Raw genomic sequence first — 26,574 nt, forward strand, 5'->3', positions numbered from 1 at the left:
AGGGTCTGGGTGGTTATTGAAATTAGAATTTATTGCATCTTGATTTTATTAGTTATGTTTTATGTTTTAGATTTATTCTGATAAAAGTATGTTTTAAACTGATTTAGATCCTGCGGGTTTTAAAAACCCGCAGGGTCTGGGTGGTTATTGAAATTAGAATTTATTGCATCTTGATTTTATTAGTTAGTTATATTTTATGTTTTAGATGTATTCTGATAAAATTATGTATTGAACTGATTTAGACCCTGCGGGTTTTGAAAACCCACAGGGTATTAGGAATTAATTATAAATTCTTCGATTTCGTGAAAATGTTGAGAAGTTTGTCCCAAAATGCTACAAAACCAATTAAAACTAAACCAGATGGTGCAAGAATTTTCCAGGTTTCAGGATAAAAATGCTGGACAATTATTGTTACACTTGCCAGAATTACAAATAGAACAATTAGAATTAAAGGTTTTCTTTTGCTTTTTTTGGAATCTTTTGGTTCATCATCATCAATTACAGGTCTAACTCTAAATTGGCTATTTTTTATGTCTTGCCCAATAACATTTCCATTTCCAAATACAGTGATACTATTTTCTTTTTCATGTTTGCGATTTTCCATCTCATAAAAGTTTTCTTGTTTTGAATATTCTCTTGGTGGAGTTACTCCATCAAGTAGCTCTTTTACAGTAACATCTTCGAAAGGTTTTCTGCCACATTCAATTGTTTTTTTGTCTGCAACTTTTCTATCCATAAGTTCCGAATGCTTAAAAAAGTACGGTGTTTTATTTCCTTTGCAAACACTGCAAATGCAAGGCACGAGTTTTTCGTAATGCAGTTTTTTGAAGGGATCCAAGATTTTGTAGAACTCGTGAGTGATTTTCCCAAGCAATTCTTTTTTCTCGGTACCGAAAATGCGTATTAAAAACTTGTTGCTTTTGTCGTAGGTTTCTTTTATTTCAGCAAAAGTACCATCATGTTTGATGTTTACGCCACGGTTCCAAACTTTCTGATTTTCGATAAATTTATGCAGGGCAACAATAATTCTTGGCATAATTCCGCGCGGCATATATTTATCGAACTCGAAAGCAAATTGTAAAATTTCGTTTTGGTTTTCGTAAGCCCATTTTTCGTATGGCTGCTCTGCGGGCAAATGGGCCGGCACAACAAAAGTTTTTGTTTCCCGAACTTCGTACATCAAACCAAAACGGTGCATCAAGCGGCTCAAATAGTCGGTTTCATGAAATACGTTGTCCTTGTTCCAAATTTCTCCTAATTGCTCTTTTGTAATCTTTCCTTCATTTTCTTTTACTATTTTGTGGTTCAAAACTTCATAGACCGTAGAAACCAGCCAATTTGAATTTAAGAAAATACGATTTTTAAGTAATGCGTCATCGTAGTAGTGCATAAAAACACCAATGCGGTTGAAATATTCGCTCAATAAATCTAACTTCTTGAGGTCGGTTTTTCTATTTTTGCAAATCTCATAATACCTATCGTAGCTTATACAATTCTCCTTTTCTTCGTACAAATCTTTACGGATTTTTACCCACGAAGCCGGTAATTCGTTGCCAATGCCCGGCAATTCTGTAAGCAAATTTTTTAATTTGAACTGAAGTTTTTCTATTTCTGCTGTTTTTTCTTTTTCATTTTTCAAATTGACAGTAAAAAAATCGCTGATAAGCTCTCCAAAACGCCCACGCAATCCGTTTTTGTCTATCAGCGGGACATGCTCGTGTTTTTTGTTCACAACTATCAGCAGTTTGCTTTGCTCGCCGGCGAGTTGCTCTACGGTGTTTAGCCAATAGGCAAAATCGGTTTTTTCTTCCCGTGTGTCGTCAAGCAAAACATAAAACGATTTTTGGCTGAAAAATATCTGATGTGTGCCCTGATATAGTTTTTGTCCGCCAAAATCCCAAAGATTGGCAAACATGCTTTGTTTGCCTCTTGTGGGATGATTTATTTCAAAATCCCATTTAGTAATTTCCACACCCTCAGTGGTGTCCTTGTCTTTTGGCAATTTGGCGTTTTTATCTTTCATTTTCACAGCAAAACTTGTTTTTCCTGCGCCACCTTCGCCAATTATTAATACTTTTGCTTCGAACAAATATTCAGTTGTTTTTTCTTTTTCTATTTGCCGAAAATAGTTCCTAACAGCCTCACTCCCCTGCTCTACAATTTCTGCCGGCGGACTTTCAATGTTTTCATTTTCACGAATATTAAAATCGAAATAGTCGTTTTCGAAAAGTTTTGCAGGGATTTGAAGATTTTTCAAATTGCATTGGTAGGCATACAGATTTTGAAGTTTCGGGAGATCTTCATTTATCTTCAGTTCTAATAAATCAGGATTATTGCTCAAATCTAATAACTCTAATTCAGGAAATTTCTTTCGCAAAACAAATTCCTTCAGATTGTTGTGGTGTAGGATTAGGGTTTGCAAATTGGGCAGATCTCCGGCGAAACTAATTTTTTCGATACTGCAATTTCCGGAATCTAAATAGCGAAGTTTGTTTTGCGACGATTTAAATATAATTTTTTTCAAATTTTCGTTTCCATGCAAACTGATAAACTCTATATGTTCTGTTTTTTCGTCGAAAACAAAAACTTCTTTTTGTGTTTTGCGATGTTCTATTTTCCTTAAATCTTCAAAAGAATATTTCATTTTTTTATTTTTTGTTCAGACCCTGCGGGTTTTTAAAACCCGCAGGGTCTTTTATATATTTTCACCAAACAAAAAGCTAAACAAATTTGCTCGTATGCGGCTCGTCCCATCGCCGCACTCACAAATTTGTTAGCTTTTTGTTCCCGGCTCAGCTTGTGAACTGCAAAGCAAACAGCAGGCGCAAACCAAAATTGTAGAACCTGAAGTCGGGCATGAAGTTGAAGCGATAAGCCATACGGCAATCGTCGGCGTAGTTGAACCAAGAACCACCACGCAAAACACGACCAGAGCCATTACGCAAATTTGCAGGATTTTTTGTCTGCGTTTTTTCTAAAAAATCTTTGTCGTGCAAATCTAAGCACCATTCCCAAACATTTCCTGATAAATCGTAAATGCCGAGGCGGTTTGGAAATTTCATCCCAACAGGCTTTGTTTCCATATTACTGTTTCCGTCATACCAGCCGACATCTTCTATATTATTACTGCCGGCATACTTAAAAAACTCTTTTTTGCTCTGATTTTTTCCGCCAAGAGCGACGTATCCCCATTCGGCCTCGGTGGGCAGCCGAAAGCCTGCTACATTTTCTATATTGTTTGTTTTTTTGCCATTGCTATCAAGCAAATTATAGTTGTTGTCGCAGATTTCCGAGAAACCAATTTTTGTGTTCAATTTGTTGCAAAATTCCATAGCTTCTATCCACGATACTTGATCAACCGGTTTTTTTTTGCCTTTAAAACGGCTTGGGTTTTTACCTATAACAGCCTCGTAAATTTCTTGTGTAAGCAGAAATTCGGCAATATAAAAAGATGACAATTCTATTTCTTTTTTTTTGGTATTATCCTCTGAAGCTCTTGAAATATCAAATTTTCCGCCTTCAACAAAAACGAGCTTAAAAGGCGGGATTTTGAAATGCGACTTTAGTTCTATGTTTTTGTTTTTATCAATTGAAAATACTTGCTCGAATTTTTCTTTTAATTTGGCATATTGCTCGTTGTGTGGCATAGTTTTTAACTTAATTTTTAAATTTAAAGTAATTGCCTATCTTTTTTAAACCATTTTTTTTGTGAAAATATGATATTTTTTCAAATAAAAAAAATAGTTTTATCACAGCCTGTGGGTTTCTTTACCCGCAGGCTGTAAACACCAATTTGTTAGAATTTTGTCTATGAAATTTTTATGGCTTTTTCCGACTTGAATTTTTCAATGAAAAGTATCTTATACTATTTTCGCTATAAGTTATTAACAATTTGAATATTAGGGGATAACATCAAGATTATTTTGTCAATTTTCCAAACCTATATTTGGCATATTTTGTAAGTTTTCCAAAGCAATTGGTATCCCTGCCACCGCTTAAAGCGGTGGCAGGGGTAAAATTCCAAAAAATCTTCAAGCTATATGTATTTCTTTGGGCAACTATGTGTAATAGCTATTTTTTAAAAAAATAGTTCAATTCCTTAAAAAGCGGATCGAATGTAACAAATTGAATAACCATCAAGTTTGTATCATTTTCTAATTTTGCATATAGCCTGTCAATATCGTATTTATATTCGTTTCCGTCTTCGTCTAATCGTCCATCGCCTGGTCTCAAATATGTTTCAACTTTGGTTATTTCATTTTTGGAATCTTCGACAGAGATTATTGAGAATGGATTGCTATTGAGGATAGAATCTCGTTTTTGTAAATTCATTTCCGAAGCAATACTTTCGTATCCAACTCGCTTAAACCGACCCATATACATTTTAAGTTTTACGGTATCGAAATTCTGAGTCTTTACATTTTCTGAAAAAAGGCTAAATTTATTGCCCCCATTATTTTGTGCAACAAAGGATTTTTTCGGATTATTAGGGATTTCAACTTCCACCGATTTTATGTCAGAAAATTTGTGCCTAAAAATGATAGGATCGCGCCAAAGGTTTTCTTTAGTAAAATATCTTGTCGATAGGTAGCCAGAAAATCCGGGAATGTGCATAATAAAAGGTGCAGAAGAATTTTCCATTATCATGAATGTACCATGATGATCTTGTGTTGGACCACCCACATAATATGTTTTCTCGGGTTTGTCATCGCCGGTGTAAATCTCTACTTTTGTAGAGAATGTAGCCAGATTTTTCACCATATTATCTTGAGAAGAGCGAGAAACAGGAGCTTTAACATCTAACCTTTTCATGGTTTTAAGGAGTGTCTCAACTGCATCTTTTCGAGCAAAATATTTTCCATTTACCATCCATTTGTTATTCACCTTCTTCAAAAGCACACGACTTTCTGACTTATCTACCATAAATATTTTGGTAATTTTCGATGTGTCTTCAATTGCAAAATCGCGAAGTTCTTTTCGCAAAGTGCTATTGGTTCTCGAAAAATAGAAATAACTTGCTACTAATAATAATGCTATGACAATAAAGTATAAAAATCTATCTTTTTTCATTTGTAAATGTTTTTTTGAAATTGGAAAACGGAAAATGGAAAATGGAAATTTGCATGAACATAGTGAGTTTTCAACTTTCAACTTTTGTACTATATTTTCTTTTCCTGAAATAATTTGCTAATAAACCAAAAACTATGATAAACAAAATTGGCAATAAGGTATTTATTATTTGCCACATTAGTTTTTGTTGCTTCACTCGTGGGCGGTCTAACAGTCGCAGCTTTATTTCCCTCGAACGCAGACTAATAACTCCCGAATATTCGCAAAGATAGTTTATTGCATTCAGGATAAATTCGGAATTTCCAAAATTCATATCGCTGTGTCGATCAAAACCTAAAGGAAATGGAACTATTTTGTCGCCAGATTTCCTAAGTTGGTTTTTAATTATATCTCCGTCTGAAATCACAATCATTTTTGTGGGTTCGCTTAAATCTTTGTAATCTATATCTTTACTGTCTGTAATTTCATTTGTCAAACGATTCCTGAAAACAGATTTAAAATTTCCTTCGAGCAGCACAGCAGTCAACATATTTTTTTTGTTGTATTGTCTTTCGTCTTGTTTTTCGTTTATCAGATCGAGCCTGATTCTTGCCGGTGCTCTAACAATCCGTGAAAATTCGGAAGTCTGCAACAAAGCCGTTTTTTTTATACCGGTATTTTTTCCAACAGTATCGATATTACTTACAAATTCTGTCCTAACCAAATTCAGATTTTTAGAAACAATATGCTTGTCGGAAGGCACAATCACAGGAAAATAGTACCATGGGAATAACCTAAAAACCGGCTCTGCTCCCACTACTGAAGTATTAATTTTAAGTCCGCCACATCGCATATCAAGCACGAGATTTTGATTAATTCTTACGCCATAAGTAAAAAGTTGGTCGTCGAGATTCAAATCGTTTGCTACTGCAAGAAAATCACTTTTTGTCTGAAGTTGATCCATATCTGCATTGGTACCATCTACCAACCATAGAACTTTGCCGCCGTACATTACGAATTGGTCAATCACAAATTTATCTTTTTCGCTAAAAGCTGAATCTGGCTTCGCAATTATAATTAAAGACTGCTCCTCTAAGCTACTCAATTTTTCATCAATTTTTATTCTACTTACATTGTAATATTCTTTAAGTGATTCGGAAATATCTGCAACTTCATTTTCATCCAACTCACCGTGTCCGTAAATAAATGCAACATTTTGCTTTGTTTTGACACTTAACTTTTTAAAAGTATTGACAAATTCGTATTCCAATCCCTGAATCGAAAGGTTTAGGTTTTGCTCAGGGGAAGCATCTAAATTATTTTTCAGTAATTCTAAAGGTAATTCACGATTTCGATAAGAAACAATTGCTCCCGGAAAAACAATTTTTTGAGTTTGTCCGCCTTCATCGTCTGTGTCGTAAATGGTTATTGGCATCAATCCTAAATCGTATAGCTCCTTTCCAATTTCGTTTCGAGTTATTAAATCCTGAGATTCGAGCGGATTAATAAATTCATATTGAATGTTATCTTTTCCGTAAACCCTGAACTCATTGAGAATTTGTTTTGTCGATTGCCTTAATCTTTTGAATCCGCTCGGCAGTTCGCCATCAAGATATATTTTTATATAAAAAATGTCGTCGAGATTTTGAAGGAGGTCTTTCGTTTCTGCCGAAAGGGTGAAGCGCTTTTCAGAAGTTAAGTCGATACGCAAAAATACAAAGGAAACAACATAGTTTAATAAAACTATAATTGTCAGGAGCAAAAATAGCTGAAGAATATTTTGCTTCTTTTTATTATTGATTTTCATTATTTTTTTCATTCAATATACTTGCCATCAATGTTTTATCAAAACTTCGGGCAAAATTAAGAAAATTATTAGTTTTGAAATTCTTAATTTTTCAAGTTTTCTTTCAGGAATTAAGTATTTTTAAAAAAACTGAAATTTACCTTTCCATAATTTCTTTGTTCGGAAAAATTCGGCTGACCTTTAAAATCGAACGATTTTGAATGTTCTAAAACGAGCCAACCCGATTTTTTCAAAATATTATGTTCAAAAATCAGCTTTGGAATTTCTTCTACATTTTTGAAAATATAAGGTGGATCAGCAAAAACAATATCGAACTGTAAATTGCAGACTTTAAGGAATTTGCATGCATCATATTTTACTGCCGAAATATTTTCGATTCCCAAACTTTCAGCAGTATCTTCGATGAAAGCAATATTTTTAAAATTATTATCTACCGATACAATACTCACAACACCTCTCGACGAAAACTCGTAGCTAATACTTCCTGTTCCAGCAAAAAGGTCAAGAATTTCTAATTCTTCGAAATCGAAATTATTGGTAAAAATATTGAATAGGGCTTCTTTAGCAATATCGGTTGTAGGCCTGACTTTTGTATTTTTTAAAGTCTTTATTCTCCTACTTTTATATTTTCCACTTATGATGCGCATTTGAATAAAAAATAGTGATTTAATAAATTATGAGGATGTAAATTTATCAAATCCTGACTAATGATAAATTCATTATTGCAATTTGCAAATTCTATAGTCTTGATATATTTTTTCAAACTAAAATAAATATCCGAATTTTTCTCAATACTTCCATAAAGCTCAATTGGATGAATTTCAGGACTTAATCTTAATTGTTCGTAAATGTTTAAAACAAAATATGTAAAATCGCTTGCACCGGAATAATGAAAAGTATTATGCAAAAGAATTTTTGAAGGACTGATAACCAAAATTTCAAAATAGTCGTGATTAGCCAAAACAAAACATTTAGTATTAATCAGCTTTTTTTTGTTTCGCAAAAATATCTCTTCAATAAAAATAGAAGATTGATGAAAGATTTTAATATTTGGAAAAAATTCCTGTGTATTTTTTATTAAACATGTAGGGAAGGAAAAAATATTTTCGTTTTCAGAATTTTTTAAGCTATCGAAATAAACAGATTCTGTATTGTTCAAATCCTGATTAAATTGAAAATATTCATGAAATCTATCTTTAATGAAAAGAACTTCGGGTACTATGGTTGCTTTTGGAGATTCTATTATGCAAGCAATTTGTGTGTAATGTTCACCTGATTCAAATTCTGTTTTCAGTAGTCCTAAGAATTTATTGCAAAATTCTATTGATTTTTCTGAACTTGATTCAATTTTTATTGATTTGTACTCAACAAAATTTTTCATTGAAATATCAAAAACAGAAAAAGAAAATCCATTCAAATTTATCAGAATGGATACAAAATGTGAAAATCTTTTTTCCGGACTATATGATTTATCAATTAGATGAGTATTGTTCAATTTTCAATTATTTAAAAATGAAATTCAATCTTCAAGAAAATAAAGGATTAATTGTAAAATACAAATTTTAATAAATCTAATTAGTGCCTCTAAGAAAACAGTTCATAATTAGAAATATTCCTTCTGTTTCAAAAATCTTTTAATTTGAAAATGAAACCAGAATACCTCACAAAATTGAAGCAAATTGGAAATCTACTCCCAATTTCCAGCATTATTTGTGGTTTCTGTCAGACTACCAACTTTTAGGCCGGGAAACAATTTGTTTTTCCTTCTTTCATCGTTCAGATTAATTATCAATTGTTTATCTAAACCATTCAGAAAAACACTATAAAGTGCTGAGGCTTCAAAAACTTTTACTTTAACCTTCGATGCTGTTACAATTTCGCCACTCCCCATCTCAAATTTTTCGTTCGTAAACGGGATATATCCCAAAGAATCGATACAATAGCCTGCTTTGAAAACAGTATCAACCAAAGCAATTCTGGTTGTATCTCTGGTAACAAGGCCTAGCTCAACTGCTTGTCTCTCACTCAAAGTATCAGGGACATTTCCAATTGCATAAATAAAAGGCATTGAATCAGTTTTCAGACAAGAAATTAATGTATCGAAATCTGCGGCAAATTCTCCATTCAAATCTTTAAAAGCCAATTGGGCTTTTCTTATATCTTTCAACTTTTGAACAACTGCGTCATAGCGAATTTCTTTCTTTTTTTCAAAAATAATAGGTTTTTCAATTCCTTTATAAATAAAATAAGCTACAACTATTATTACAATTGCTAATCCAATCTGAATTCCTATTTTCATCTTATCAGTACTTTTAATTATGTTTGCTGCAAAAATATAAATTTTTTAGTTAAAACGTATTTTACAAACAATATTATCAAAAAATGATAAAAAATTTCATATCCGAAATATTGCTGGAAATGCTTGGTTTTGAACCAACTAATAGTCAATGGAGATTGATAAGCAAACTATCGGGTTATATAAAATCAAATTATTCGCGTCAAATGTTTCTTATTTTCGGATATGCAGGCACCGGAAAAACTACCATGATAAGTTCGCTTGTAAAATCTCTGAAAAAATTAAACTCAAAATTTGTACTATTAGCACCGACAGGTAGGGCAGCAAAAGTATTAAGTTCTTATTGCGAAAGTTCTGCTTACACTATTCATAAGAAAATTTACAGGCAAAAATCGACAAAAGATATTTTCAGCGAGTTTGTTTTAGATAGGAATTTACACAAAAATACATATTTTATAGTTGATGAAGTATCGATGATTTCGAATGCTACGACCGAGCAAAACCTTTTTGGAACAGGCAGACTTCTGGAGGATTTGATAGATTATGTATTTGAAGGGAAAAATTGCAAACTTTTATTCATTGGCGACACTGCGCAACTTCCTCCAATAGGACTTGAAATTAGTCCGGCAATGGATCATCAAATATTGGAAAGCCTGAATTTGAATGTTGAGTTTGAGATATTGACAGATGTTGTTCGCCAATCATTAGAATCAGGAATTTTATATAATGCTACGAAACTTCGAAAATCAATTTCAGATTTTAATGATATTTCTTTTGACAATTTAATAAAGTTTGAAACACAAAATTTCGAAGATATTTTTCGACTCAATGGCAACGATCTGATAGAAGAAATATCAAACTCCTACGATATAGCAGGAATTGAGGAGACAATTATTGTTTGCAGAACCAACAAACGTGCAAATCGCTACAATCAGGGAATTAGAAAAACAATTCTTTGGCGAGAAGATGAAATTTCTGCCGGCGACCTACTGATGATTGTAAAAAACAACTACTTCTGGACAGAAGAAAACGAATTTATGGATTTTATTGCAAACGGCGATATTGTTGAAGTTATGCGAATAGAAAAATATGAAGAATTGTATGGTTTCAGATTTGCTCATGTTTGTCTGAGATTTGTAGATTACGATAATGTCGAAATTGACACAATTATATTGTTAGACACATTATCGGCAGAAACTGCTTCATTGTCTTCCGAAGATAGCAAAAAACTTTTTATGACAATTGCAGAAGACTTTCAAGATATAAGGTCACGGAAAAAGAAATATCAAAAAGTTATAGACAATCAATATTTCAACGCTCTACAAGTCAAATTTGCCTATGCTGTAACCTGTCATAAATCGCAAGGAGGACAGTGGAAAAATGTGTTCGTTGATCAAGGATATATTATTGATAATATGATAAATATAGAATATTTAAGATGGCTTTATACAGCAATTACCCGATCTACAGAAAAGCTATACCTTGTGAATTTTGCAGATAAATTCTATGAAAAAGAGCTTTGGTAAATATTCGAGTTTCGGCTCTCTGGTTTAAAGGAATAACAATCGTTTTGGGAATAAACCGCAACTCACAACTCGTAACATGAAGTTCAAAGATTATTGGTTCAAAAAAATATTACTATTCCTTAACTAAAAATTTATAACCAAAACCATGAATATTTTGCAAAATAATTGATTTGTCGCAGCTTAAATATTTTCGTATTTTACTTAGATAAACATCCAGACTTTGCGAAGTATAAAAATCATCGTTTCCCCAGATTTTTTCTAAAATGTAAGAGCGTGAGATTGTTTGATTTTGATTTAAACAAAACAATCTTAATATTTCAGTTTCTTTTGTACCCAATTCAAACTTCTGATTACTAGCAATAAACACTCTATCTATATAATTAAACATTGAATTATGAAAACTCCAATTTGTTTCTAAGGAATCGCCATTTACTTTAAGTCTTCTAAGAATAGCTTCAATACGAAGAATTAATTCCCTCATATTGTATGGTTTTGTTATATAATCGTCGCCACCAACTTCAAATCCTTCAATTTTATCGTAATCAAGATTTCTTGCAGATAGAAAAATAAAAGGAATATTCTTATTTTGTTCTCTAATTTTTTTTGCCAACGAAATACCATCCATTTTTGGGAGCATAATATCAAGAATATATAAGTCAAATTTATTACAGTTTATAAGCAACCATGCTTCTTCACCGTCTTTTGCAAGCGAAACTTTATAGCCTTCAGAAGTCAAATGATCAACTAATAAAAATCCAGCATTCTTATCATCCTCAACTACTAATATATGTTTCATAATGGGATTTTTATTTTAAAATTACTTCCTTTTCCTAAAGTGCTTGTTACATCTATGCTTGCTCCATGTGCCAGCAATATTTGTTTTACATAATAAAGACCAACTCCAAAACCTTTAATATCGTGTTGTTTTCCGGATGGCACTCTAAAAAATTTATCAAAAACATGATTTATATGTTCTTTACTAATCCCATTTCCATTATCAAGAAATTCAATAATTAAATGATTATTAATATTGTTAGTGGAAATTGAAATGCTTTTGTTTCCCTCACTATATTTAATTGCATTATCAATTAAATTTATAAAAATATTTATGAAGTAGGTTTCATCAACTTTTACATGAAATTTCTCTGCAAGGAAATGTGTATTGAAATTAGTATCTGGAAGATAATTAAGTTTTTGAATTTCAATTAAATGAGAAACAAGTTCATGGATATTCACATTTGTACGATTAAGCTGGAGTTTATTTTCTTCAAGAACAGCAACCTCCATTATTTTATTTATTATATTATTCAAATGATTCAATTCTTCATGAATAATCTCCTTATATTTATCAATAGATTTTTCTTTGTGTTTCAGTTTGTTAGAAATTGTATCAACCGCAATATTTATATTTGATAATGGTGTTTTAAATTCGTGAGCCATATTATGAATAAAATCCGATTTTATTTCCGAAAGATTTTTTTGACGAATTGAAACTCGAATCAAAGAAAAAATCAACATCATGAATAAAAGAATAATTGCTGATGAGCTTAAAATCATAATAAAACTATTCTTAAACTCGTCCCAATAAAAACCCGAATAAAACAAAGTTATGCTGAAACCATTAAAGAAATAATCGCCATCAAAAACTTTAATTTCAAGCTTCTGTGGCGAATATATTTTGTTGCAATTATTTTCGTAAAGAATAATATCTTGATTTTTTGAATCTCGAACTTCATAACAAAAATCAAGATAAGAATTTACACTCTTGCCAGTTGAGAGTACTAATGAGTCAATAAGCTCCTGTTGAAAACCATAATTGTCAAATAATGAATCCGGTTTGGTTTTCAAACTTTTAGTTATTAAACTAATCGTATCTGCTTGTTCGTTTGGCACTTTATATTCAACATGAATCAGGTGGCGGGTTTTAGCGCCAATCGGAAACGGTATCGATTTCATAATTGAGCTATAATCGGGTGCATACTTGAATCGAATTTCATAATTTATGGTATCCGAAAAGTCTGCATTTTTAATAATGCTAATTAAAGTATCGTCAGCACTAATTTGATTTTCCGAAATTAAATCAATACAGTAAAAACTATCTTCATATTCGCCAAATACCTTTACAAGCTTGTCATTCAATTCGGTTCTAAATTTCTCTTCTCTTAGTTCAATTAGATTCTTTACCCAATAATATTGAAGTGAAATAAGTCCGATAATAAAAATAAAAGAAAATAGATATGTTCTTTTGACCACGAATTTCATGACAGTAAAAGTATAATTAATTGTCAAATTTGTTATTATATAAAATCAATATTAAGAAATTTTAAGATTCTAACAGATGATAAACATTTGAGAATTTGTACATTTCAACTACAATAAAACAAACATGTTATACATACAAATAATAAATCCTGAAGGAGAAGTTCATCAGGATTTATTATTTAGAAATTTTTGCAAATAATCTTTAGTTCGCCGGATATGTCAAAATTGCTTGATTTTGCAACTTCATTTGATACCCTTGTCCGGGGAGCATATCTCCAATATTATTTATTCCATATAATGGCCAATAGATTAAACCTAAGCCAGTTTTTACCATCTCTATTTCGTTTGATATTGAACTCAGCATAATGTCTATTGGAGCTTGGTTTGTTCGCAAATATCCAATTAAATTCCATCCTGCATTTATTGAAATTGGTGTTAATTCAGGAATAACAATTGTACCGTAAATTAACAGATTTGTAGCTAAAACTGTTTTAGCCTGATATCCCTGACCGATTGTTAAATCTCCAATTTGATTTATCGAATAAGAAGGCCAATAAATTAAACCTGTTCCTCCTTTAATCATATCTATATTGGAACTAATTGTCGCACAAACATCTGCAATATCAGGAACAGACGGATTGATATATGTTGAAAAAATACTCCAGCCTTGTGGAAGAACTATTGTCTGAAAATCCTGACAAGGCATTGTTAATGAGTCTAATCCACTCATTCCATTAGTTAAATAGTTTCCTGTATTTGGAAATCCGATTAGTGCATATGTTGCATCAACATCAAAAGTTGTACTATCGACAGAACGCCACACTTTCCATTTAAACTCTTCGCCATTTACAAATCCATCATTCCCAGTATCTGTACCCCATGCCGAAAGACTTGTAACTATTCCTTCATATTTTATATATCCAGCACAAGCAAGAGTTCCAAGAGAATCAAAAAATGCACCTACATAATCTCCAGACTCTATGACATCAGTACAAAAAGAGCTGACCATTGTTTGTGGTAAAAGAATAGTATGATTTGAGGAAGTAACATTATAATACCACTCAGGATTTGGTTCGTTTGCACCTTCCATAATTTCAATATTTTGGTTTACCGAACATCCGTTATTGTCCATTATTGTAACTGAATATATTGCTACTGACAAATTGAAAATGTCTTGTGTATTTGCTCCATTAGACCATGTGTAATAATAAGGAGGAGATCCTCCGCTTACCGTCAAATCAATAGAGCCATCATTACCACCATAAACTGTTACATCAGAAGTTGTGAAGGAATGAACTAAGCTTGAAGGTTGAATTAATTCAATTGTATCAATCAAATAATCTCCAGAAGCATCCGAAACAGTAATATTATAAATACCTTCAGCAAGGTTTGAAATATCTTCTGTAGTTTGACCACCTGCTGACCAGAAATATGTATAAGTTGGAGTACCTCCAGAAACAGTAATCTCAATAGAGCCATCACTAATTCCATAGCAAGTAGGATTTGTAATTTGGCTTGTAAGAGTTAATGGAAGATTTACAGCATTATCTATTTTTATAACAAATATTTCTTCATTATTTGTGCCCAAAACCCCTGGAAAATAAACATCATTAAAATGAGGAAGATCTCCTGTGGCAGCGTGGAGATTCCCAGTTGCAATAATATTCCCACTTGGATCTACACAAATATCTTGTGCTTCATCATGATAGCCGGCTCCACCGTGCATTGCCCACACGAAATTACCCTGAGAATCGTAATGTGCAATAAATGGATCTTCATAAGCAAAATTTACTCCGGGAGCATTATTTTCAAGAAAATATGTTCCAAAATACATATCTCCTTCCATTACTCCGGCAATACTAACATTTCCTAAAGCATCAACAGCTATTCCATTAGCCCAATTATCTCTTTGTCCTCCAGCAGTTTGTAACCAAATTAAATCACCGGAATTATTGTATTTAGCAATAAAAACGTCTTGGCTATAGCTTGTTGAATACATTGCAATATGAGAAGTTATAGTAGCTGTGTCGAAAGTTGCAGTACCTGCATAATATCCGGCAATATAAAAATTATCGGAATTATCTACTGTAATACCTTTTGCAGTTTCATAGTTAGTTCCACCAGCATTTTTTGCCCAAATCAAGTTTCCATTTGTATCATACTTTGCGAGAAAAATATCATCTCCGCCATTTCCTGTAATAGTAGTTCCTGTCTCAAAAGTTGCTGAATATTCAAAACCTCCGGTAACACAAACATCTCCATTAGAATCAGCAATTATATCATATCCTATATCATCGGAAGTTCCACCAATTTTTTTTGCCCACTGAAAATTTCCTGAACTATTAAATTTTATAACAAAAGCATCATATCCTCCATAGCTTGTGAGTGTTGTGCCTTGTGCTACATTAATAGTTCCCATAAACATTCCTGTTATATAAACATTACTATTATCATCAATACAAACACCATATGTTTCTTCTTCATAATAAGGCCCACCTATTGCATTTGCCCAGATACAATTTCCATTAGGATTGTAAACAGCAATAAAAACATCATAATCGCCATTTCCGACAAGGTTTATATTTCCGAAAGTACCATTCACGTAAAAATATCCAGCAACTGCTGAAAATCCTGCTGCATTCGTTGCAATAGCACGTCCTCTGTCATTATCTATTGAACTACCACCATGTTTTAGCCATACTAAATTTCCATTAGGATTGTATTTTGCCAGAAACATATCTCTTCCACCATAACTGGTAATTGTAGTTGAACCAAAAGTGGCACTATATTTAAATCCACCTGTAACATAAACATTTCCGTTTGCATCTGTTCCTACTCCCCAACCATCATCATAGTCTGTTCCACCGGCATGACGCATCCAATCGAATGATGGTGGAGTTTGAGAATATGAAAATTGAGAAAAAGCCAACAAAATAATTAAAATAAATAATATATTTATTCTTTTCATAAGACTTAATTGTTTGATTATTAATTTTTTAATATATATTCAAATTGATAAATTATTTCAATATTTCCAATTTTTTGGTAAAACTATGCTCCGAAGTTTTCATTTGATAGAAATATATACCTGTAGCAAAATCTGTTGCATCAATTTCAATTTCGTGGAGACCTGCCTCAAATTCTTTAGAAACTAGCTTATTAACGACTTTAAAATTGTAATCTAAAAAAGTAATATCTACATTAGATCTCTTTTCAATTGAGAATTTTATTTTAGTAAAATCGCTAAAAGGATTTGGAGAATTTTGATATAAATGTTCTTTATGAGTTTTAATATTTTCAGAAAAGCTCCCCATTTCAATTACAATAAAATCTGATTTAGTAAGTGTATCTGCATTTGTCCCATCAGAAACAATTAGTTGAACTGTGTAAACTCCGGGCGATTCGTAAAAATGAACAGGATTTTGATCATTACTATAAGTATCATCTCCAAAGTCCCATATCCAACTTGTTGGAGAGCCAATAGAAAAATCTGAAAATTGAACTGTAAGTGTATCAATACCGATAGTTTCCGAAACTGAAAAATTAGCACCGAGAGTTGTAGATTCATCTTTAATACATCGAACACTTAGTCCTAAAGATTTGGAAAAAGAAAATGGAACATTAAAAATACTTGATGACAATTGAAAAACATGGGTATTTTCAGAATCTATCTGATTTGAACTCCAATAGTAGCCCATTAAATCATTTGACATTGCACTTGGTCTGAAACCTCCGGTAAATGTGCAACGATAACCAGTTAGAATACCTTCAAAACCAGAACTTCCACCAACGAGAAGTTTTGGAGCTGCAGCAGATTCCCCACCCAGATAATTTATTAGTTCGTACCATTCTGAATGTGTCGGAATGTGCCATCCTTCAGGACAAACACCGGTGCATGGCAAATTTGGTTGTCCACTCCAGAACGACATTGCTTCTTTCCATTCATAGAAACCGCCCTTTTTGATCTTGCCATTAGTTCCATCGCAATAATCGCAATCGTTTTCCCAACAGTATTTTTCAACAATTGTGTCATTATTCATCTGATATCCTGGGGTGTCACTCAATATCATTGTACCGAGATTTAAATTTTCTGAGGTCCACCATTGATTTCCAATTTTTACGGTTTGATAAACCTGTCCATCCCTACTGTCAACAATACTATCAGTTTGAGCAATGGATGGAATTGTTAAAATAATCACTGAAAATATAATCAATAATTTGATAAACATTTGTTTCATAACATTTTAGCATTTGTTTATAAATTAACAAAATTGATTTATTTATTAGTTTCATTTTCTAAACCATCTCTTAAAATTACTTAAAATTACTTAATGGATTGAAATTGAAAATTAGGCAATTATGACAATTATGGATAGAAACTAATTGTTTTTAAGCTTTTTCACTTTGTTTTATTACATGCAATTTACAACAATCCAAAACATGACAAAAAACATATAAAAAAAATGCCGGTATTTTCATGTTGAGATTAAAATAAATCTACATTTGTCGAAATTTTAAGAACTAAATTTTATTATGGAAACAACTCATATAGAGCATATTGCAATTGCAGTAAAAAGTCTCAAAGAAAGCATTCCTTTCTACGAAAATTCACTTGGTTTGAAATGTTATGCAATAGAGGAAGTTAAAGACCAAAAAGTAAAAACTGCCTTTTTCAAAGTTGGGCAAACTAAAATCGAATTATTGGAAGCAACTGATCCTAATAGTCCGGTCGGAAAATTCATAGAAAAAAAAGGCGAAGGTTTACATCATATGGCTTTTGCTGTTAAAAATATAGAAAATGCATTGGAAGAAGTAGATTCAAAAGGCATCAGATTGATTGATAAAAAACCAAGAAAAGGTGCTGAAGGTCTTGATATTGCATTCCTCCACCCAAAATCAACTTTTGGCGTTTTAACCGAATTTTGTGAAAAAAAATAGAAATCAAACTAAACTTCAACTCTCCTCATTTTATTCCTGCAGCATAAAGCATTAAATTTCAAGAACATATATTAATGCATTATAATTTTTTAATAAAGTTTACCAAATTCAATTAAAAAACTTATAGTCCACAGATAAATCCTTAGTTGTTTTGATAAATATCATCAAAAAACTTGTTTTTTTCACTTATTTGAACTTATAACTAATTCATTACAACCTATTTAAATATAATTAAATTTCATTTCGTAATGGCAATTGAAAACAAAATTCAAACCCTACTCGACAAACGCCAAGAAGCGAAACTCGGAGGAGGTCAAAAAAGAATAGATTCTCAACACCGTAAAGGAAAGTTTACTGCAAGAGAAAGAATTGACATACTTTTAGACGAAGGTAGTTTCGAAGAATTTGACATGTTCGTTACTCACCGAAGCCATAATTTCGGGCTTGAAAAAGAGCAATATCTATCGGATGGTGTAGTTACCGGACATGGAACTATCGATGGTAGAGTGGTTTATGTATTTTCTCAAGATTTCACGGTTTTTGGTGGTTCCTTATCAGAAACTTTTGCACAGAAAATATGCAAAGTTATGGACCAAGCAATGAAGGTTGGAGCTCCAATAATTGGAATCAACGATAGCGGAGGTGCAAGAATTCAGGAAGGAGTGAACAGTCTGGCTGGTTATGCAGAAATTTTCGAACGAAATATTCTTGCTTCTGGAGTGGTTCCACAAATATCTGCAATTTTCGGACCTTGTGCAGGAGGAGCGGTTTATTCTCCAGCACTTACCGATTTTATTGTAATGAGCGAAAAAACAAGTTATATGTTTGTTACTGGACCAAAAGTTACCAAATCGGTAACCGGTGAAGAAATCTCAACAGAAGACCTTGGCGGAGCTAGTGTTCATGGTTCAAAATCGGGAGTCAGTCATTTTGTTGCAGAAAACGAAAACGAAGGACTAATGTTGATTAGGAAACTGTTGTCATATCTTCCGCAAAACAATCTTGAAGAACCACAACTTAGTGAATGCAACGATCCTATTGATAGAATGGAAGATGTACTGAACGATATTATTCCTGAAAATCCGAACAAACCTTACGACATAAACGACATTATTTTTTCGATAGTTGACAACAACGAATTCTTTGAAATTCAAAGACATTACGCCAAAAACATAATTATTGGTTTTGCAAAATTTGGTGGTATAACAGTTGGAGTTGTTGCAAACCAACCGAATTTTCTTGCTGGAGTTCTCGACATTAATTCCTCAAGAAAAGCTGCACGATTTGTACGATTTTGCGATGCTTTTAATATTCCTCTTGTAACTTTAGTTGATGTTCCTGGATTTTTGCCCGGTAGCAGCCAAGAATACGGCGGAATAATAATTCATGGTGCAAAACTTATGTTTGCCTACGGCGAGGCTACTGTCCCGAAAGTTACTATTACTCTGCGAAAATCGTATGGAGGAGCTCACGATGTTATGAGTTCTAAACAATTACGAGGTGATATAAACTACGCCTGGCCTTCTGCAGAAATTGCTGTAATGGGTTCGAAAGGAGCTATTGAAATTCTATATGGTAAAAAAATAGCTGAAATAGAAGATCCTTTAGAAAAAGAAAAAGTTATCGCCACAAAAGAAGAAGAATACATAAAAAAGTATGCAAATCCGTATGAAGCAGCAAGATATGGATATATTGACGATGTAATTGAACCAAGAAACACTCGCTTTAGAATTATTCGTGCTTTACGTACTCTTGCAACCAAAAAGGATGTAAATCCTCCCAAAAAACATTCTAATATCCCATTATAGATGAAAGTTTTAATAAATCAAAGTACTAATATGCCTGAAATTTTTCAGCAGGGTATAACAATTGCGATAGTCGGGTATTCTACAGTTTTTATTGCATTGGTAGTTTTATATTTTGTTTTTACTTATTTGTCGAAACTATTAAACCTCGAAATTCGAAACCGGCTGCGGCGTGAAGGAAAAAACGATTGTGCAGAAAAAAAGGAATTGCAAATTTCCGGTGAAGAAAGTGCTGCCATCAGCATGGCATTATATATATTCAATGAGCTTCACGACGAGGAAAGTAATATCATAACAATAAAAAAAATAGAAAGAGCATATTCGCCATGGAGTTCTAAAGTTTACAATTTCAGACGATATCCAATTAAAATGAATTCGAGATAAGTAAATATTTACAAATGAAAAATTTTAAATTCAAAATCAGAGGACATATCTACGAGGTTGACATTAAAAACTTTGAAGGAAATTTAGCAGAAATTGAAGTTAATGGGACACCCTATAAGGTTGAGGTTCAAAAAGAAATAAAAGAATCTAAAACTCCTATATTAGTTCGTTCAGCTTTAGTGAATCCAAAAAGTGCTCATAAATTTAAAAAGAATATAAGCAATATTAGTCCTGTTAAAGCACCATTGCCGGGAGTAATTATGCAAATATTTGTCAAAGAGAACGATGAGGTGAAAAAAGGCGACAAACTTCTCATTTACGAAGCAATGAAAATGGAAAACATACTGTTAGCCGAAAAAGACGGCAAAATACAATCCCTTAAAGTTGCAGTTGGCGACAATGTTCTTCAGGACGATTTATTAATTGAACTTTTGTAGAAAATGGCTTTGCGAAAATTTATTACAGTAATTGGCATAATTGCCATTTTATCAATCATTTCATCACTTGTTAGTTTTTCTGATAAAACTGATAAAGCCAATAATTCTGAGATGGCGAAGATTGAAAATGCAAACGAGGATTATTCAGACGACTCAAATAATTCAAGCGGTTCGAGTGCTACTTCCGGAATCAAGAAATTCTTCGAATATACAGGTTTCAATAATGCTACTCCCGGACATTTGATAATGCTTTTAATTGGCTTATTCTTTATTTTTCTTGCAATAAAATTCGATTACGAGCCGCTACTTTTAATTCCAATAGGTACAGGAATTTTAATTGGAAATATTCCATTTTTTCAAGCAGAAGGAATCAACTTGCAATTAGGTATATATCAGGAAGGAAGCGTGATGAATTATCTCTATTTTGGTGTTCTGAAAGGAATTTATCCTCCTTTGATATTTTTAGGAATTGGGGCAATGACAGATTTTTCCTCATTAATTTCAAACCCACGATTAATGCTTCTTGGTGCAGCTGCTCAAGTAGGCATTTTTCTAACTTTCATAGGTGCAATATATCTTGGTTTCAATTTACCAGAAGCCGGCTCAATAGGAATTATTGGTGGTGCAGATGGGCCTACCGCCATTTTTCTTTCATCGAAACTTGCCAATGGAGGAATCATTAACGGAATTCAGACAAAAAATTTAATAGGCCCGATCGCGATTGCTGCATATTCATATATGGCACTGGTCCCGGTAATTCAGCCACCTATTATGAAACTTTTGACATCTCGTCGAGAAAGATTAATAAGAATGAAACCCCCGCGTGCTGTTTCAAAAATAGAAAAAATTGTATTCCCGATAGTTGGACTTATTCTCACAGCCTTCATTTCTCCAAGTTCATTGCCACTACTTGGGATGCTTTTCTTTGGAAACATCCTGAAAGAAAGTGGAGTAACAAAAAGACTCGCAGATACAGCTCGAAATTCTATGATAGATATCGTAACAATTTTGCTCGGTGTTACAGTTGGTGCTTCAACTCAAGCCGATGTGTTTCTAAATTCTCAATCAATACTAATATTTATTCTCGGTGCATTCTCGTTTATGGTAGCCACTGCTGGAGGAATCATGTTTGCAAAAGTTATGAACATTTTTCTTTCCAAAGAAAAAAAGATAAACCCACTTGTTGGTGCAGCAGGAGTATCGGCTGTTCCTGATAGTGCCAGAGTTGTACAAAGTCAAGGATTAAAAGAGGATCCTTCAAACCATTTATTGATGCACGCTATGGCACCAAATGTTTCAGGTGTAATAGGCTCGGCTGTGGCAGCCGGTATTTTAATAAGTTTTCTTTATTAGTATAAAATCAAAACTTTATTTGTCCAATTCTATCTGATGATTAGGATTGGATTTATTTTGTCGCTGAAATTTTCATAGGTAGTTTTTTTCTCCTTTGCCCATCAAATGCACAGAAAGCATTAGCAATTGCTGCAGCCGTTGGAACCAAGCCAATTTCGCCAATTCCTTTTGCTCCATATGGACCTACGGGATCTTTAACCTCAACAGGAATTACACAAATTTCCGGAGTATCTTTTGCTCTCAGCACTCCACAATCTTTTAGTTTGGTACTCAATAATTTGCCATCTTTCATCGGAAGATTTTCACTTATTGCATAGCCGATTCCCATATGAACAGCACCTTCTATCTGTCCCTCAAATAGTTTTGGGTTCATAACTTTTCCGGCATCGTGCGCAGCAATAATTTTTTCAATTTCACCATTTCCATTTAAAACGCACAACTGAGCTGCATATCCATAAGAATAATGTGTAATTGAATTTTCAACATCATCGCCTGGTTTTGTTGTCCAATTGCAAGCCCATGTTCCATAATAAACCTTCCCTACAAGATTTTCAAACCTAACTTCCTTCAATTCTAATTTTATCTTTTTGCAAGCTTCAATAATAGCATTTCCTACAAGGGCAGTAGCTCGCGATGATGTTGTCATACCTGTTTTTATTTCGGAACTTGTACTTACAACTATTTCGATATTAGCTGGATTAAATTCAATTTCCTGACAAAAAGTTTGAATTGCCATATTATGCACACCTTGCCCCATCTCAGTCCAGCCATGATGAATTATAATTTTTTGGTCTGATTCTATTTCAATTTTCACTGTACAAAAATCGACCATACCATTACCGATCCCAGAATTTTTGATTCCACAAGCCAGACCAACATATTTCGATTTATAAAAATCTGCTTTCAAACTCAATAAACATTCTCTAATTCCCACTCCTCTAAGTTTCTGTCCTGTGGCGGTTTCTAATCCATCAATCAGGGCATTTTGGTATCTGAATTTCCATCTATCGAAATTTCCTTTTTCGCAAAGCTCATCAATACAGCTTTCCAATGCAAATGCTACTTGATTTGCACCAAAACCACGCATTGCCCCAGAAGGAATATTATTTGTATAAACTGTTTTAGCCTCAATATCTACGCAAGGTACAAAATATCCACCTGTAGAGTGTCCGGCAACACGTTCCATAACTTTTGTTCCGACTGAAGCATATGCACCAGTATCTCCTATTGCCCGTAGTTTCAAGGCTGTTAGTTTCCCTATTTTATCGCAAGCAACAGAAATATTCATAAAAACAGGATGACGTTTTGGGTGCATCATTGTTGACTCGTCTCGGCTTAGGGAAAGTTTTACCGGCTTTTTTAACAAATAAGCAAAAAGCGAAACATGTCCCTGAACTGTCAAATCTTCTTTACCACCAAAACCGCCACCGTTCGGAACTAAATTTACTTTCACGCTTTTTTCATCAATATTCAAAATTTCAGCAACTTGTCGGCGGTCTTCGTAAATTCCTTGCCCTTGGCTCAAAAGCCCAATTCCATCATCCAAAGGATAAGCAATTGCCGTTTCAAACTCTAAAAAAGCATGTTCAATTCTTTGAGTTTCGTAAAATCCTGTTGATACAAATTCAGATTTTATATATTCTTTTTCAAAATCTCCTTTTTTAATTATACAATTTTCCAACACATTGGATTTCTCAAGATGAACTTTTTCAAAATTTTTTAGCGATTCCTGAACATCAACAATTGGTTTTAGAATTTCATAATCAATTTTAATTAACTCTATAGCTTGTCTTGCAATTTCTTCTGAAACTGCAACCACTCCTGCCAAAACATCACCAATATAATTTGTTGTTTCTCCTTCCTTAATCATTAGTACCCAATCGTTTACTATCAAACCAATTCTTCGTTTACCCGGAATATCTTCTGCCGTAAAAATTCTAACTACTCCTTCCAAATTTGCAGCTTCGGTAAAATCAATTTTTAGAATTTTGGCGCGAGGATGATCGCTAAATTTTAATGCTGAAAAAAGCATGTCGGGCAGAAAAATATCATTTACGAATTTTCGCTTTCCAACTGCAGTTTCAAAAGCTTGAAATTTATTTAGCGATGTACCAACTTTCCCGGAAACATCAACATTTTCGATACTTTTATTTCCAGCTAAACTAATTGCCGAAAAATTTACTGCATCAATAATTTTTTTATATCCGGTGCATCGGCAAAGACTTGGGTTGATAGCACTTTTTATTTCTTCCTGCGAAGGATTTCGATTATTTTGTAATAGAATTTTGCTTCGTAAAATAAAACCTGGCGAGCAGAATCCACACTGAACTGCTCCTTTTTCCACAAAAGCATTTGCAATGGTGTTTACAATATTTTCAGGAATGCCTTCAAGAGTAAATATTTCGGAGTTATGCAAGCTGTCAATTTTTGTTCGGCAAGCCAATTTTGCTTTTCCATCAATCTCAACTATGCAAGCACCGCAGGCTCCTTGACCAGAACATCCGTCTTTCACTGAAGTGATTTTTAATTTGTTACGTAGATATTTTATTAAAGGGATTGATGAATCTCCGGAATAACTAATTGATTTATCGTTCAATCTAAATTTTATCATCACTCAATATTTCATTTTCAGCTGAACAAAATTACTAAGTTTTCTTATATTCACTAATCAACATTTAGAAATAAAAATTTGGTTTGAATGTTATAATCAGTAATTTTTTGGAATTATATGATTTGGAAATTATATCTTTGACAGCCAAAATTTTAATGTTTAATTTAAATAGATAAAATGGATTATATTAAGAATTATGTTGAAACCAACAAAGAAAGGTTTTTAGAAGAATTGTTCGATTTGATTAGAATTCCTTCAATAAGTTCGATTGCCGATCATAAACCTGATATGGTAAAAACAGCCGAATTTTGGAAAGATGCCATTCTCAAAGCCGGAGCCGACAAAGCAGAAGTAATGCCAAGCGCGGGCAATCCTGTTGTTTACGGCGAAAAAATTATTGGAGACGATAAACCAACTGTTTTAGTTTATGGACATTACGATGTGATGCCAGTTGATCCAATTGAGCTTTGGAAATCGAAACCATTTGAGCCGGAAATTAGAGATGGCAAAATTTGGGCACGTGGTGCCGACGACGATAAAGGTCAGGCATATATGCACGCCAAAGCTTTCGAACTAATGGTAAACACAAATACATTAGATTGTAATGTAAAATTTATGATTGAAGGCGAAGAAGAAATCGGATCGCCAAGTTTGGGTAAATGGTGCGAAGAAAACCAAGAAATGCTAAAAGCTGATATAATTTTGGTTTCGGATACAGGAATGATTGCTCCAGATATTCCATCTATCACAACAGGTTTGCGAGGTTTGGCTTTTATGGAAGTAGAAGTTACAGGGCCAAACAAAGATTTACATTCAGGGATTTTTGGTGGAGCAGTTGCCAACCCGGCAAATGTTCTTGCAAAAATGATAGCCTCACTTACCGACGAAAATAATAAAGTTACAATTCCCGGCTTCTACAATGATGTTTTGGAAGTTTCGACAGAAGAAAGAGCAGAAATGGCAAAAGCTCCTTTCAATTTAGGAAATTACGAAAAAGCTCTTGATTTGACAGAGGTTGATGGCGAAAAAGGATATTCTACAAATGAGAGAACAGGAATTCGTCCGTCGCTTGATGTAAATGGAATTTGGGGTGGATATATTGGCGAGGGAGCCAAAACTGTTCTGCCTGCGAAAGCAAATGCGAAAATTTCAATGCGACTTGTACCATATCAAAATAGCGATAAAATTGCCAAATTGTTTGAAGATCATTTCAAAAAAATAGCTCCTTCATCTGTAAGAGTTGAAGTAAAAGCTCTTCATGGAGGCGAGGCATACGTTTCACCGGTTGATATGATTGCATATAAAGCAGCAGAAAGTGCTTATGGCGAATCGTTTGGGAAAAAACCTATACCTGTTAGAAGTGGCGGTAGTATTCCAATAATTTCTACCTTCGAAAAAGTACTTGGAATTAAGTCAATTCTTATGGGATTTGGACTTGAATCGGATGCAATTCATTCGCCAAACGAGAACTATCCTTTATTTAATTTTTATAAAGGAATTGAGACTATCCCATTGTTTTATAAGTATTTTGCTCAGATGATGAAATAGGTTTCATTTTAATTTCTGATGATACAAATAGATTTTTTTATTTTGTCATGTAAAAGATTTTATTGTATATTTGATAAAAATTAAAGCTGGGATAATGCGTTTTTTGTAAGTTTTAGTTGATCATTTAGTTGTTTATAAATTATTCCAGATTTAGGAAAGAGGAGCAAAAGCTCCTCTTTCTGTTTTATAAAAATCTTGATCAATCAGAAATTGCTCATCAAGTTGCACAGAAAACTATAGGTAGGTTTTGTCTAATAAGACGAAAGTTTATTATATTCAAAATTAAAGCTCTAATCTTTAAATATTTTCAAAATTTCAAAATCCTGTTTATTTGAGACTTGCAAAAAATAAAGCCCGGATGGATGATTTGAAATATCTATAATAATTTTGGTCTCAAAAGTTGACATTTCTTGTTGAAAAATTTCCGTTCCAAGACAATCGAAAATCGAAATCTTTTGGCATTTCCTGTTTAATGAAATTTGAAACTTACCCAAATTTGGGTTTGGATAGACAATTTCAAAACTCCCAAATTCTTCAATTCCGCTGGTTTCGATTTCG

General features: G+C 33.1%; 20 protein-coding genes. 7 read left to right on the forward strand and 13 right to left on the reverse strand.

Going from position 1 to position 26,574, the window contains the following annotated elements:
• Positions 1–283: 283 nt before the first annotated feature.
• The 7 genes from HN894_16800 to HN894_16830 all read right to left on the reverse strand — a co-directional run bounded on the left by HN894_16800 (position 284) and on the right by HN894_16830 (position 9,155).
• The gene (locus tag HN894_16800; GenBank protein MBT7144984.1) at positions 284–2,644 is read right to left on the reverse strand and encodes a hypothetical protein; all 2,361 of its coding nucleotides are present in this window, start codon (positions 2,642–2,644) and stop codon (positions 284–286) included.
• Between the two features lie 148 nt (positions 2,645–2,792).
• Complete coding sequence (locus tag HN894_16805) at positions 2,793–3,647, reverse strand: formylglycine-generating enzyme family protein (protein ID MBT7144985.1); 855 nt, start codon at positions 3,645–3,647, stop codon at positions 2,793–2,795.
• A 424-nt stretch (positions 3,648–4,071) separates the two neighbouring features.
• Complete coding sequence (locus HN894_16810; protein MBT7144986.1) at positions 4,072–5,070, reverse strand: DUF4340 domain-containing protein; 999 nt, start codon at positions 5,068–5,070, stop codon at positions 4,072–4,074.
• A gap of 70 nt (positions 5,071–5,140) precedes the next feature.
• The gene (gldG, locus tag HN894_16815; protein MBT7144987.1) at positions 5,141–6,868 is read right to left on the reverse strand and encodes a gliding motility-associated ABC transporter substrate-binding protein GldG; all 1,728 of its coding nucleotides are present in this window, start codon (positions 6,866–6,868) and stop codon (positions 5,141–5,143) included.
• A gap of 98 nt (positions 6,869–6,966) precedes the next feature.
• The gene (gene rsmD, locus HN894_16820) at positions 6,967–7,503 is read right to left on the reverse strand and encodes a 16S rRNA (guanine(966)-N(2))-methyltransferase RsmD (protein MBT7144988.1); all 537 of its coding nucleotides are present in this window, start codon (positions 7,501–7,503) and stop codon (positions 6,967–6,969) included.
• Positions 7,491–8,351: a DUF3822 family protein gene (locus HN894_16825; protein ID MBT7144989.1), complete on the reverse strand. Its 861-nt coding sequence runs from the start codon at positions 8,349–8,351 to the stop codon at positions 7,491–7,493. Before HN894_16825 ends, rsmD begins: the two co-directional genes overlap by 13 nt.
• A gap of 192 nt (positions 8,352–8,543) precedes the next feature.
• Positions 8,544–9,155 (reverse strand): hypothetical protein, encoded by a 612-nt coding sequence (locus HN894_16830; GenBank protein ID MBT7144990.1) that lies wholly within the window; start codon positions 9,153–9,155, stop codon positions 8,544–8,546.
• Positions 9,156–9,238: 83 nt separating this feature from the next.
• Between HN894_16830 and HN894_16835 the strand changes: the two genes are divergently transcribed.
• Entirely contained in the window at positions 9,239–10,678 is a 1,440-nt protein-coding gene (locus tag HN894_16835; GenBank protein MBT7144991.1) for an AAA family ATPase, read from the forward strand.
• Positions 10,679–10,790: 112 nt separating this feature from the next.
• Here HN894_16835 and HN894_16840 read toward each other — a convergent pair whose 3' ends face one another.
• From HN894_16840 to HN894_16855, 4 genes are all read right to left on the reverse strand, one after another.
• Positions 10,791–11,474: a response regulator transcription factor gene (locus tag HN894_16840; GenBank protein ID MBT7144992.1), complete on the reverse strand. Its 684-nt coding sequence runs from the start codon at positions 11,472–11,474 to the stop codon at positions 10,791–10,793.
• Positions 11,471–12,940, reverse strand: coding sequence for a HAMP domain-containing histidine kinase (locus tag HN894_16845; GenBank protein ID MBT7144993.1), 1,470 nt, complete (start codon positions 12,938–12,940; stop codon positions 11,471–11,473). The genes HN894_16840 and HN894_16845 overlap by 4 nt, the downstream gene beginning before the upstream one ends.
• Before the next feature lie 202 nt (positions 12,941–13,142).
• A complete protein-coding gene (locus tag HN894_16850) occupies positions 13,143–15,908 on the reverse strand; it encodes a hypothetical protein (protein MBT7144994.1) in 2,766 nt (921 codons plus the stop codon).
• A gap of 52 nt (positions 15,909–15,960) precedes the next feature.
• Positions 15,961–16,611, reverse strand: coding sequence for a PKD domain-containing protein (locus HN894_16855; protein MBT7144995.1), 651 nt, complete (start codon positions 16,609–16,611; stop codon positions 15,961–15,963).
• Positions 16,612–17,473: 862 nt separating this feature from the next.
• On the opposite strand from HN894_16855, the gene mce reads away from it, so the two are divergent.
• From mce to HN894_16880, 5 genes are all read left to right on the forward strand, one after another.
• Entirely contained in the window at positions 17,474–17,878 is a 405-nt protein-coding gene (gene mce / locus HN894_16860) for a methylmalonyl-CoA epimerase (GenBank protein MBT7144996.1), read from the forward strand.
• Positions 17,879–18,126: 248 nt separating this feature from the next.
• Complete coding sequence (locus tag HN894_16865) at positions 18,127–19,686, forward strand: acyl-CoA carboxylase subunit beta (protein MBT7144997.1); 1,560 nt, start codon at positions 18,127–18,129, stop codon at positions 19,684–19,686.
• Positions 19,687–20,067 carry an OadG family protein gene (locus tag HN894_16870; protein MBT7144998.1) on the forward strand — a complete coding sequence of 127 codons (381 nt, stop codon included), beginning with the start codon at positions 19,687–19,689 and terminating at the stop codon, positions 20,065–20,067.
• 14 nt (positions 20,068–20,081) lie between these two features.
• Positions 20,082–20,504: a biotin/lipoyl-binding protein gene (locus HN894_16875; protein MBT7144999.1), complete on the forward strand. Its 423-nt coding sequence runs from the start codon at positions 20,082–20,084 to the stop codon at positions 20,502–20,504.
• A gap of 9 nt (positions 20,505–20,513) precedes the next feature.
• Complete coding sequence (locus HN894_16880; GenBank protein ID MBT7145000.1) at positions 20,514–21,857, forward strand: sodium ion-translocating decarboxylase subunit beta; 1,344 nt, start codon at positions 20,514–20,516, stop codon at positions 21,855–21,857.
• A gap of 52 nt (positions 21,858–21,909) precedes the next feature.
• Here the strand turns inward: HN894_16880 and HN894_16885 are convergent, their stop codons facing one another.
• Positions 21,910–24,468 (reverse strand): molybdopterin-dependent oxidoreductase, encoded by a 2,559-nt coding sequence (locus HN894_16885; GenBank protein MBT7145001.1) that lies wholly within the window; start codon positions 24,466–24,468, stop codon positions 21,910–21,912.
• 177 nt (positions 24,469–24,645) lie between these two features.
• Here HN894_16885 and HN894_16890 point away from each other — a divergent pair, with 177 nt between their 5' ends.
• The gene (locus HN894_16890) at positions 24,646–26,016 is read left to right on the forward strand and encodes a dipeptidase (protein ID MBT7145002.1); all 1,371 of its coding nucleotides are present in this window, start codon (positions 24,646–24,648) and stop codon (positions 26,014–26,016) included.
• Positions 26,017–26,306: 290 nt separating this feature from the next.
• Here the strand turns inward: HN894_16890 and HN894_16895 are convergent.
• Positions 26,307–26,574 (reverse strand): T9SS type A sorting domain-containing protein (locus HN894_16895; GenBank protein MBT7145003.1); only part of this gene is annotated, 268 nt, incomplete at its 5' end.

Source organism: Bacteroidota bacterium (assembly GCA_018692315.1).
In the GTDB taxonomy this organism is placed as follows: domain Bacteria; phylum Bacteroidota; class Bacteroidia; order Bacteroidales; family JABHKC01; genus JABHKC01.